Below are 12,557 nucleotides of genomic sequence, written 5' to 3' on the forward strand. Positions count from 1 at the left end.
GGGTAATGGGGTGACTATTTAAGCGCAAGTGCCTTAGCTATGGGTGCGGAGGAGTCATCGATGATTGATAGCTTTGCTATGGTGTGGGTCAATGACGTTGCTCAAGATAGCAACAGGAATCATAGGAATCATGGGTAACAAACAAATGAGCCACTGGTTCCAGGTTAACGGTGCTGTTTCGAAGAGTATATTCATTAGGGGCACCTGGCTAAAGACAAGCTGTAGTGCAACAGCTCCAATAATGCCTACGAGCAAGATCGGTGCACTGGTTACCGAATTAGAGCGACGACTAATGTAGTTGAACAGACTCACCCCCAGTTGGCTAATGCTCAATAGATAGATAATCCGAGCGGCAACTAAAGATTGAATCGCCATTGTTCGGGCCACCGCGATATCACCCGTCGTTGCTTTTGCCCACTCAAAAATACCAAAAATTAAAATCCAATTAAACAACGAAACAGTTAAAATTCGTCGTAATAATTTTTTGGTTAGCAACGGTTCCTTGGGATTGCGAGGCGGTTGCTGCATCAACCCGTTAGACTTTGGCTCAAAGGCCAGGGGCACGGTCATGGTGAGGGAATTGATCATATTCAGCCACAGCACCTGAAGCGAAAGAATAGGTAAATCCCTGGCCAGTAAGGCACTAATCAAAATAGTCATGGATTCACCGCCATTGACGGGTAGGAGAAATGCGATCGCTTTTCTCAGGTTTTGATAAACCGTGCGACCTTCTTCCACAGCCGCTTCAATTGAGGCAAAATTGTCGTCAGTCAGCAACATATCAGCGGCTTCTCGGGCCACTTCTGTACCTCCCTTGCCCATGGCAGTGCCAATATCCGCTTGCTTTAACGCTGGGGCATCATTGACACCATCACCCGTCATAGCGATGATTTCCCCCTTACGCTGTAGCGCTTCCACCAGCCGCAATTTTTGAGTGGGCGCAACCCTCGCAAAAACATCACCGTCATCAACCGCTTGGGTCAGCTGGCCATCGTCCATGGCAGCCAGTTGTTGCCCCTCATAGGCAATCACCTGCTTAGATTTCTGAATACCCATGCGTTGAGCAATCACACGGGCCGTGGCAATATGATCGCCAGTGATCATCTTGACCTGAATGCCAGCGGAGCGGCAGGCATGAATAGCTGCAATCGCCTCTGGTCGGGGCGGATCAATCATGCCCTGTAACCCTAGAAAAACTAACCCTGTATCGATGTCGTCATGATCGATGGCATGGTGATGTTCACCCACCTCTTTTTGAGCAAATGCCAACACCCGTAATCCATGTTCTGCCATGGAATCTACCGCTTGCTCAATTTCGGATAATGACAGCTGAATCCTGTTGCCATAGGCATCCATCATGTAGGAACAGCGAGCAAGAATAGCCTCGACTGAGCCTTTGACATAAATGACTCGGGGATGGGCATCGTGTAGCGTTGCCATGTACTGATACTGAGACTCAAACGGAATTGAATCTAACCGAGGTTTTATGGCCGCTAACCCAGATTGACTCAATTCGGCTTTAGCTGCAGCTGTGACCAATGCCCCCTCAGTGGGATCCCCCACCACTGACCAGGTGTCATCTTTCATTTGCTGTAAACGTGCATCATTACAAAGCACACCAGCCGTGAGACAGCTTTCTAAGGCAACTGGCACGCCAGTCTCAAATGGGCTGACCGTACCGTGATCAGTCTCTATGGTAATGTCCCCCTTGGGACTGTAGCCTGTGCCAGTCACCTGATAAAACTTACCAGCATAAATTGACTGGACCGTCATCTGATTTTCTGTCAGCGTGCCGGTCTTATCAGAACAAATCACCGTTGCTCCACCCAGGGCTTCAACAGCGGGCAGCTTACGGATAATGGCATGACGGCGAGCCATGCGGTTTACACCAATGGCCAGGGTAATGGTTACTACTGCGGGCAAGCCCTCCGGAATCGCACTCACCGCTAGGGCCACCGCCGCTTCAAACATATATTCCCAGGACTCTCCTTGCCCCAGACCAATGGCAAACGTCAGGGTTGCCAGGGTCAAAATGCCATAGAGCAACAGACGACTAAATTTTGCAAATTTTCGCGTTAGGGGCGTACTCAGGTTGACCCGCTGCTCCATGGATTGGGAAATTTTGCCAACCTCGGTCGCATCTGCTGTGGCAACAACAATGCCTGTACCCTGACCAAAGGTAACAAAACTGCCAGCGTAGGCCATATTTATCCGTTCTGCCAACAGTGTATTATCCCCTAACGGCTGAATAGCTTTGCTCACGGGGACAGACTCCCCTGTGAGAGCTGACTCATCCACCTGTAGATTACGCGTCTTGAGCAATCTTAAGTCTGCCGGAACTTTATCTCCTGATGTCAGCAAAACGATGTCTCCGGGCACCAAATCCTGAGATGGCACTTGCAACATTTGCCCCTCTCGGATAACCGTTGCTTCTGTGGTCACAGCCTTTGCCAAGGAGGCAATTGCCCCTTCTGCTTTAGCTTCTTGAATATAGCCAATGATGGCATTAAGGACGGTTACGCCCCAAATAACGGCGGCGTTAGTCCAAGACCCTAAAGATGCTTTAACTGCGCCTGCAATCAACAGAATATAGAGGAGTGGTTGATGAAACTGTAGGAGAAATCTCAACCAGGCCGGTTTTCCTGGTTTAACAGGCAGCTCATTCCAACCATAAATCTCGTAGCGCCTGGCAACCTCTTCTGCTGTCAACCCCTGAGTCAGGTCACTATCCAATCGCTTGATGGCCTCATGAACAGAAAGTTCATGACTGGAACGAGATTTCAGCTGAGATTGCACCATAACGTTTAAAGATTTACCCGAAGATTCTCTATGAGCTGATGCTAACAAGGCAAAATAAGGATACTCTCATCTGCCTACACCCGCATGGTTGATGCTAGCAAAACAGAATCTTGATGTTTACGATCACACATAGAAGATGTACATCGTAATAATAGGGATTTTTAGGCTTAATAGCTTGCTAATGGATGTGTGATTGATTAGCATCTGCATTAGAGTTTTTTAATGACAACAACATGTTGTTATAGATAAAAATCTATAGTCTTTAGTCTTTGATACACTCAAGTCTATTAAGATTAATTTAAATATAGGAGTTATGCATTGACAAAAGTTCATCACTAGCGCTGAACAAATGTGGTTTCTGTTGTGTACTTTAGAATAAACTGACGGATGACGGGTATAAACAACTGTCTCGATATCTCATAATAGTTTCCAATCACCCCGACGCACGATACGCATTAACACTTGGACAGGCATCGTCCTCATACTTATTGCTTTGCTATCTTAATTCTGACGGTGTGATTTTTTGCAATGCAGGTTTTAGGCTTTCGAAAATTAGCGATATTTACACTGGTATTTGTTTTGCAAGGATGCATAAACAGGTCGGTGGTGGCACTCACAAATGATCCTTTGCTTCCCTCCCCCCTAGCAAATAGAGGAAAGCAAAACACTCAGATGACGTCCCTAGTTGTTGAAGAAGGGGCGAGGTTCCTCGGTAGATTTGAGAGATTTACTCCCGATGGCCAAGGTCTAGTCACCTATGACTTTGATAGCAACCAGACTCGCATATTCAACCTAGATGGCACAGAGCGGATGGCCTTTACAGACACCAGTATCGGGTTTGCTCCTGAGGGACAAATCATGGCATTGATGTCACCAGGAAGTTTGAGGGCATCTTCAGATGTAGACTACACCATTCGATTAATGACTCTGAATGGAGTAGAGATTGCTCAGCTTCAAGGGGCCACCACCACGTTTGTCCCTAATGAGCAACTGCTCGTAATCCATGATATCCCCAACGACATTTCCCGTTTGGTCAACTTTGAAGGCCATGAAATTGCCACATTGAGAGGGCGCTACTTCGGCGAATCTCTAACACAGCAAGATTTAGTCACCTATTCCAAAACTGAAGGTCGATATTATCTATACGACATGGATGGACAAGAAATCGCTTCTTTCCCAGGTGACATTGAAGGCTGGCAAGCAATGCCAGGTGGACAACAAGTCCTTGTTTTCGGAAATGGACAAACACGCCTGTTTCGCTATGACGGAGTGGAATTAGCAACATATTCAGGGCATGGTACTGGGGCTCTACCTGACGGTCAGGGAATTTTCATTTCTTCTACAGAAGTAAACACCTCTCGTTTGCTTGGTCTTGATGGCAAAGAAATAGCATCATATGTAGGTACCTTTCCTACATTGACTCCTAATAATCAGCGAATCATAACGCGATCATTTGAGAGTGCCGAAACTCGAATATACACTCTCAACAATGCTGAGGTAGCGGTTCTACCCGGCCTATTCAGAGAGTTTACACCGAATGGAGCAGGGGTGGTCATAACTAACCATGACGTGCAAACAACAACTCTGTACACATTAGATGGAACTGAAATCGCGACTTATACTGGCGAATTTAGACAGTTTTGGCCTGAGTACAACAGTGTTATCACATCCACTTCTCAACTCACCGATTCATCTCCTTACCCAACAATCTATACCCATATATATAGTCTTAACGGCGAAGAGCTTGCTGTATTGCCTGGTAGTTTTGGGGGGATATCACCGCATGGAGACACCATTACGGTTTCTCCTAATAACGTCTCTCGTACTGATTTATATGAAGCCCGTGTAGACAATTAAGCGACATGCATTGGGCTAATAAAAGACATAGCCCCTACGAGGCTTAACGCTGCATCGCTCTGATGAGAGCCGGTCTTGGTTTTAATCGTTCTAAATAGGCCGCAATATTGCTGTGTTGGTCGGATAACAGACCGAGCATGTTGATGGCCAGTAAACTGACGGACACCATAATATCGGCCCCTGTAAATGAATCACCAACAATATAGGACTGGTTAACTAGCTCATGATCAACACATGCGATCGCAATATCCAATTCCTCTTTCATGGCAGCTACAACAGTTGGTGCAGTCTTTTCAAACCGACGAATAGCATTGATATAGGGATTCAGGGTACCTTCTGGAAAATGCATCCACTGCAAAAAGTTAGCCCGTAGAGGAGCCCCTTTGGTAGGAGCGAGATGACCGCCACCGTAGCATTCAAGTAAATACTCAATAATCGCCCCTGACTCACCCATGGTAATGGCACCATCTTCTAGGGTGGGAAATCGTCCAGTTGGGGTGTCCTGGGCAAAAATCTTACCGTCCTCGGGTAGCTTCAGCTCCACCGGTTCCAACACATAGCTCAACCCAAGTTCTTCCAACAGCCACAGCACCCGCAAAGAGCGCGTCATCGGATTGTGATAAAGCTTGATCATACTGCTCCCATCATCTATTCAAGAATGTCTGTACACAAAAGCTCGGCCACCAAGAACCAAGAACCAAGAACCAAGAACCAAAAACCAAAAACCAAGAACTCACATCACTGCACTATTTCAATATCCACCGTCAAAATCTCCAGCTGAGCTTGTAATTCTGGAGAAAGTTCTGCCTGATAGCGTCCACCAAGATGGTTGGCAAAAAAGCGCTCCAGGGCAGCGGTCGTGGCAAATATATTATCTTCTTGACGAAAGCCATGGCCTTCATCCAGGGCCACCAAATATTCCACCGGGCGGTTACGCTCTCGCAACGCAGCAACAATTTGATCCGACTCAGCTTTGGGAACCCGTGGATCGTTAGCACCTTGCACAACCAATAGCGGTGCCTGAATTTGATCGGCTGCAAATAACGGGGATTGGGCCATGAGACGGTTGCGATCGCGAGGATCATCCGGATTGCCAACCCGTAAGCTTAAGCTATCCCGAATCGGCACCCAGTAGGGTGGTATTTCCTGCATCAAGGTAATCAAGTTTGAGGGACCTGACAGAGAAGCCCCAGCCGCATAAAGCTCAGGTGTAAAGGCTAGTCCGGCCAGGGTCGCATACCCCCCATAGGAGAACCCTGTAATGCCGATACGTTCTGGATCAGCAATACCTTGGTCAATCAGGTACTGTACTCCATCGGTGACATCGTGCTGCATCACCCCTTTGCCCCAGGCCTGATTACCCGCATTGAGAAACGCCTTGCCATAGCCAGCTGACCCTCGAAAATTAGGCTGTAGTACAGCATAGCCACGGTTAGCAAAAAACTGCCCCAAGGGACTATACCCCCAGGTATCCCTGCCCCAGGGGCCACCATGGGGGAAAACAATCACAGGCAGATTTTCTGGGGTGATCCCTTGGGGGAGCGTCAGATAGGCGGGAATCTCGACGCCATCGCGGGCAAGGTAGCGAATAGGGTCTACAGTCGCCAGATATTCACTCGGTAGCTCTGGCCAAGCATCATAGAGTTTTTCAAGGGTTTGGGTGCGGCGATCATAGAGATACATCGCACCAGGATTAACATCACTTTGCACCCCAACGAGGGCCAGTTGGTCGTCTCGCGTCACAGAATCAAGAGAGAGCGTCACACCGGGGAGCTGCTGTTGAAGAAAAGCAAAATCAGTCGCCCAGGTCTCATCTTTTGCATAAATGCGACGGCGATCGCCCACATAGTAGGTGGCAATCAACTCATGGGTCACATTGGAAAATAACGCCCCCTCAAAATCCACCTGATTTTCCGGATCCGTCTCCACCAATCGACTTTGCCCCGTCTCCAAATCAAGCAGTTCTAATTGAGTCAAATCTGTATCTCGATTGGTTTTCAGATATATCTGCTGACCGTTAGGATGAAATTGCACTGGAGCACAGGTTTCCTCCAATGCACACCTATAAATGGGTTGAAAATTGCCATTCTCAACCTTGAGAAGTTCGTTACCCCCTGCTAAAGATTGACGATAGGCCAACCGCACAGTCCCCCCCTGGTCAACAGTCCAATCAGCAATAGTCTCGTCATTGTGGATAATTAACGAACGCTCTCCTGTCGTCAAGTTGAGACGATAAACATCGTAAAACTTTGGATCGCGGTCGTTAAGCCCAATAACAATTTCATTGGGCGTCTGCTGGGGAATGCCATAGAGCTGTACCGTGGCATTATCCACCGGCGTTAAATTTCTAGTAACAGGCGTCTCACCCAGGGCTGTGCCGAGTTCTGCCCCATGGAGATGGAAATTCTCATTCCCCCCCTTATCTTGAATGTAGAGAATATAGCGACCATCGGCACTCCAAAAGTAAAAGAATATTGGGCTCTCTGTATCAGATGTGACCGGATACGCAGCAGAAAACGGCTCGTCAATGCCTTTCACCCAAACGTTCATGACACCGTTTAGCTGTTTTTGAAACGCCATAAAGTTGCCATCAGGAGAGAGTTGAGCGCCAATGATCTCAGGATCAGCTAAAAACAACTCACGATCCATCAGGGGAGGTAACGTTTTCTGAGCGCTGACTGCTGAATGCGCCATCCTGATGCTTACCCCTGAATGCATCGGTGCTCCCCATGACCTGCTAACACTATTTCCCACCAGGCTAGCGGAGATTATCATCAGGCTGATGCTGAGGTGCAGTCGGTTCATGGGATTTACCACAAAAGTGGAACAGCGTTTGAAATTTAGCAGACTGCATCAACGCGTTTCCATATCGGAAAGTCATGGTGAAAAATGACGTTTGTCATCAGAGTTGTTATCAACCATGGGCGCAAGCTTACATTTAATAACCCCCAATGCCACAGGCACCGGGGGCTGTTTCGTTATAGTGAGCTGGCTATAGAATGAAGAAGCAGTATGTCTGCTCTCTATGGTTATACAATGGCCTAAATTCAGTTTTCGGACATAACTTCCATAACCATATTCATAGAATGCAGGAAAAATACCTGGAAAGAGATAAGCTTCAACCAACTGTGATAGACATCCTTTACTTTCGCATGACTCCGTGCATTTTCTGAGGCTAAGAGATAATTCGAGCTGAGTGCTCCTACTGAAAATCTTTATATACCTCTAAAAAAATTAGGCCTAGCTATCTTACGGAGAATAGCTAAACGTATTGATGGCATCCATTGCATCTTCAATGGTCACTTTAAATATATATATATCCATTAATTAGATAATACAATTACAATTAGATAATATATTCCAGCATGGTGGCCATGGGTGATCAAAATTTGAGCCTGACTCCTAACCAGGAAATTATTTTGTCAGCGCTGCGTTTGCGCCGACGCTATGGGTTAGAAATCATAGAGGCGATTGAAAACAGTGGCGGTAAGCAAATTGGGTTTAACTCCCTCTACCCCAATTTGAAAAAGCTTGAGCAGAAAGGCTTTGTCAAATCTGAATGGGGTGATGAACTGCCTGAGGAGCACACGGGGGCTCGGCGGAAGTATTACCGAATTACGGGCACAGGGGTGCAAGCGCTGGATGCAAAACGCCAGCAGTTAGAGAATGTAGCTCATTGGATTCCGGAGCCCAAGGGGGTATGACATGGCTGATAAGGATGTGGCATTAGCTGGCAAAATTGCAAATTTTATCAACCGTTTTCCTGATGATTGGCAAGAATATCAAGACTGGCTCAGGGCAATTATGTCGTCTCGGCCAGGGCTACTGGAGCAGTATCCAGCCTGGCAAGCGACGTTAATCTTTCGCTGGCGTCTGTTTTACTTTGTCAGTTATGTAGCTAGCGGCATCTTTTTCAGGTGGCTGCTGAATCGAATAAAAGATTATTTCCCATCGAGAACCTGGCAAACGCCTGAGAGGGGCGTTGTTGTTGGGCAACATAAACCCTATCGCTATAGGCTTCAGCGCGTTGCCACCCTCTTAGCAATTGTAGAGCTGACACTCTGTGGCATGGCTGCCTTAACCGGTGTGATGCTGGCATTTTATTACCAGCCGACAGCTTTAGGTGCACACACCTCGCTCAGTATGATTGCGAACAACGTGGCTAATGGCACTCTAATCCTTAGTTTGCACGATGTTGCGGGCAATGGTCTGATTGTGTTTTCTCTGATTCAAATTGTTGTTATGTTTTTGGGGCGAGAGTTTCTACTGCCCTGGTTGACAGCCTGGATTAGTGGTATTTTGCTGGCCCTGACGGCTATGGCATTAAGTTGGACCGCCATTGTATTGGCATGGGAGCAAACGGGATTCTGGCGGTTTAAGATTGAACTCAATATTTTAGGGTCATTGCCGCTAGTGGGTCCCACACTGCGAGATGTGCTATCTGGCGGTAGCGGCATCAGTAGCTTTACCCTGCAGCATATGTACATGTTGCACAGCTATGTACTTGCGATCGCAGCTATTTTCCTCTCCATTACGCACTTAGCAACCCTAATTCTGCAAGAACAACAGTGCCAACCTAAAGAAACGCAGTCCAGCTAAGGTTAGCTGAACTGCACGGTTTAGATCTATTGCATAAGTTAGGCAGAACACTGTCTAAGGCTGCACCCGTAGCTCTAAACGTAAAGGTTTAGCCACAATTTGGGGACACTGCCACGCCATCAGCATCCGTCGCAGCTGAGAGACCACAAACGGATCTTTGAGTTCTGACGCCTCCATATCTAACATCACCCGTTTGACCCGTCCCCGTTGAATCACCAGCTCAAAGATGAGGGTACCAGCTGGGGGATTGGCCAACTGGAGCTGCTGAAGATGGTGTTTAAGCTGTTTTAGGGCAGCATCATTCAGCCCTTCTGCCTTAACAACTTGCATCTGTTGGGGTGAATCGGAGCCTGCACCGACCTCTGCTGGAGCAGCTCCAGGAAGAACAATTTCATCCGCTGACGCACTGACTGGAGCACTATCAACGGTCTCTGCAACCCCATCGCTACTATCCTGATCGTCAGCAATATAAGGAGACATATAACGCGCCTCATACATAGAATCAGCCTTTAAATCAGCGCTGCTTTCTGCGTCTATGCTTGGAGCAGGCATCGGTGGGGGAGCTGCCTGCTTACTAAATAGGGTAACGTGACGACCTTTAGGCGCAGCACTTCTAGGGGGTGCGGCACGTTTTCTCATGGGTTGTGCTGCAGCCACTGTCCCAAATACCCCTGCATAGCTAACGGCTTCTGGCATAGTCACTGGCACATTCACCGAAACTGAATTATTGGGGTGGGCAACCCGGCTCTCTTCACTCACGGCCACAAACGCGGTGTACTGCGACAACAGCTGATAGGCCAGAGCTGTTTCGGTGACCGCCTGTACGCCATGGGTGGTCTCACCACTGACCATTTGATTCATCAGCTCTTTGATGCGCGAGCGTCCCCACAGTTGGGCAATGGCTGGATTCCCGGCTGAGTCAAAGGCAACAGCCAGAGATTGCTTAAATGGTTTTCCCCCGGCGGCTATCCCAGAGAGGTGGAGAGTACCTGGCTGTTTATCTGTCTTACGACCAAACAGAATCAGGGGTTGTTCTGCAAACACATCAGGAACGGCCATGGGATAAAGACTAGGTGCCTCGCCAGCGCCTTCCCAATGAGCGGAGAGATTGCCCAATACCGGATTGTTGATTTGGCCAAAGAATTTGTCCACAATGCGGTCAATGCCTTCATCATGGCGGACCACCCGGGAAATGCCACGGCCCATTTCTGCTACACGGTTGAGCAGAAAGCGATTGACTGAGCTACCGGCCCCAAAGCTATGGAGGCGAGTCGCTAGGCCCAAAGATTGCTGCACTTCAGCAAAGATTTGGGTTTCGTTGCCAATATAGCCATCGGTCAGCAGCACAATATTGCGAATCCGCTCCGAATTGGGCTGAGGCAAATTGAGTACAGTTTTTAGCCCCCGTAACATCTCGGTCCCACCACCGGCCCGTAGGCGATCAACATAGTTCAGCGCCTGCTGACGGTTACGGGACGTATTGCCCAGGGGCACCTGAGACAGCTGCTGAGTCGTGTTGGCAAAGTTAACAATATTGAACGTATCTTGGGGATGCAGTCCTTCAATAAACCGACGCATCAGTGCCTGACACTGGGCCAGGGGAGCCCCTGACTGAGAGCCGGATGTGTCAATTAAAAACACCATATCCTTAGGAATATAGGCATCGGTGTCGTAGGCCAGGGCCGGAATTAGATACACCGCAAAGTGGCCACCGCGCTCATCGAACTGAGTCAGGAGAGATGTTTGAGTTGTCTCCGTAGCCACCTGGTAGCGCAAAATCAGATCCTTATTGGGGATAGTATCGCCAGGGGCGAGGGTAATCCGGGTCAGGTTTTCTGTTGTATCTACCACGATTTGGTGGGACGGGGATTGCAACTTGGTGCGATCGCATGGGCATTGCCCTGTTTCAGTTTCAATCTGAACGGTGACTTTAATATCGTGGCCCGACCGCATATCTGACGGAATAATCGGTCCATTTAAGCGACTGGCATCAGGGACTAAATCCGTATCTTGATTCAGGGCCATCGGTGCGGCTGCAGAGCCATGGGTGGTGTCTGCCTCAGCGATGGGATTACCAGGGATGTAGCGTGGCCCCACCACCATGGGAAAGACAAATTCATAGGCCCCCTGTTTGTAGGGCAGCTGGTCGCTGTAGGTGATCACCACCTCGATCGGCTCCCCTGGCAGAATATTGGCCAGGGACTGGGTAAAGATATTGGCTCGCTCCTGCTCTAGCAGTCCGGCGGTTTGCCCCTTTTGCTTAGCCCGTTCATAGATGGCCTGGGCGTCTTCGCGCTTTTCGATGCGGCCCTGGATAGTGCGATCGCCCAACCGAATCGTCATCGTATCCACAGCAGCTTCATCCGGTAGTGGAAAAACGTAGGTGGCTTCCAGGGCTATCGTAAACGGGTTTTCAAAGCTGTGGGTCACCTCCACACGGGAAAGATTGCCACTGATTTGAGCCTTCACATCGGTATGCTTCAGCGGAAATGCCAGGGGTTGGTCCTGCACGTATAAGCCAGCAGTTTTTTGGGGTAACGTTTGTACCATAAGACCTCCAGGAGTTGAACTGACTCCAGATTAGGCAAGCTCACAGGCAAAATATGCTCAGTTTTGGACTCAGTAAATTGATTCAGTAAATTGACTCAGTGACTCAGTGTATCGCTTCCCTATTCCCTATATGAGGTAGCTCATGGTTATGCGCAGGGTATCTTGGCAGACTGTTGAGGTAACAACAGTAGAGATTGTTTCTGCAATGGCCTTAAACCCTGATTTGCTAAAGACTAGCTTTACTCTCCTAAAGGAAGATCAATCTGCGTTTAGCGACCTTTTCTACAGCACACTCTTTTCGGACTATCCCCAGGTAAAGCCTCTGTTTGCCCATACGAATATGGAGGAGCAACCTAAAAAGTTGTTTGCTTCTCTGGTATTGGTGGTGGAGAATCTTGTTAAACCTGATGTATTAACAGCAGCACTGCAAGGCTTGGGCACTCGTCATATTAAGTATGGAGTACTGCCGGAGCACTACCCGATGGTCGGTGGTACATTACTGAAGTCCATGGAGACTATCTTGCAAGATAATTGGACACCCGAGATTTCAGCTGCCTGGGCGGAAGCCTATGCAGCGATTACTGAAATTATGTTAGAAGGTGCGGATTATCCTGCGGAAATTCTCAATCCTAAAAACACAGTCTCGGTTTAATTTAGATCGTGTCCCTGGCAGGGCAGTGAGCTTGCACCTGCCGTGGGCTTCAGCTACGTTGATGTTTACGAGACTATCCTCGTCTTAAGGGCAGTGAGCC

Annotated in this window: 8 protein-coding genes; 4 read left to right on the plus strand and 4 right to left on the minus strand. The window is 48.3% G+C overall.

All coding sequences use genetic code 11. From position 1 onward, the window contains the following. Positions 1–54: 54 nt before the first annotated feature. A complete protein-coding gene (locus U2F10_RS09420; RefSeq protein ID WP_499871836.1) occupies positions 55–2,799 on the minus strand; it encodes a cation-transporting P-type ATPase in 2,745 nt (914 codons plus the stop codon). Positions 2,800–3,471: 672 nt separating this feature from the next. Between U2F10_RS09420 and U2F10_RS09425 the strand changes: the two genes are divergently transcribed. After that, positions 3,472–4,656 (plus strand): WD40 repeat domain-containing protein, encoded by a 1,185-nt coding sequence (locus tag U2F10_RS09425; protein ID WP_499871838.1) that lies wholly within the window; start codon positions 3,472–3,474, stop codon positions 4,654–4,656. Between the two features lie 43 nt (positions 4,657–4,699). Here U2F10_RS09425 and U2F10_RS09430 read toward each other — a convergent pair whose 3' ends face one another. Then, on the minus strand, positions 4,700–5,290 hold the full coding sequence (locus tag U2F10_RS09430) for a glutathione S-transferase family protein (RefSeq protein WP_499866457.1): 591 nt from the start codon (positions 5,288–5,290) through the stop codon (positions 4,700–4,702). A gap of 104 nt (positions 5,291–5,394) precedes the next feature. After that, entirely contained in the window at positions 5,395–7,350 is a 1,956-nt protein-coding gene (locus U2F10_RS09435) for a S9 family peptidase (RefSeq protein WP_499871840.1), read from the minus strand. A 680-nt stretch (positions 7,351–8,030) separates the two neighbouring features. Here U2F10_RS09435 and U2F10_RS09440 point away from each other — a divergent pair. Together U2F10_RS09440 and U2F10_RS09445 are read left to right on the plus strand one after the other, a co-directional pair. Continuing rightward, positions 8,031–8,360 (plus strand): PadR family transcriptional regulator, encoded by a 330-nt coding sequence (locus U2F10_RS09440; protein ID WP_163669492.1) that lies wholly within the window; start codon positions 8,031–8,033, stop codon positions 8,358–8,360. A 1-nt stretch (position 8,361) separates the two neighbouring features. Then, complete coding sequence (locus tag U2F10_RS09445; protein WP_490796175.1) at positions 8,362–9,255, plus strand: cytochrome b N-terminal domain-containing protein; 894 nt, start codon at positions 8,362–8,364, stop codon at positions 9,253–9,255. Between the two features lie 54 nt (positions 9,256–9,309). On the opposite strand, the gene U2F10_RS09450 is transcribed toward U2F10_RS09445, so the two are convergent. Beyond that, positions 9,310–11,805, minus strand: coding sequence for a VIT domain-containing protein (locus U2F10_RS09450; RefSeq protein ID WP_499871842.1), 2,496 nt, complete (start codon positions 11,803–11,805; stop codon positions 9,310–9,312). 142 nt (positions 11,806–11,947) lie between these two features. On the opposite strand from U2F10_RS09450, the gene U2F10_RS09455 reads away from it, so the two are divergent. Beyond that, positions 11,948–12,457, plus strand: a complete 510-nt coding sequence (locus U2F10_RS09455) for a globin family protein (RefSeq protein WP_499866461.1) — start codon at positions 11,948–11,950, stop codon at positions 12,455–12,457. The last annotated feature ends 100 nt before the right edge of the window (positions 12,458–12,557 follow it).

The organism is Leptothoe sp. EHU-05/26/07-4 (assembly GCF_043421015.1).
GTDB lineage: Bacteria > Cyanobacteriota > Cyanobacteriia > Phormidesmidales > Phormidesmidaceae > Leptothoe > Leptothoe turfae.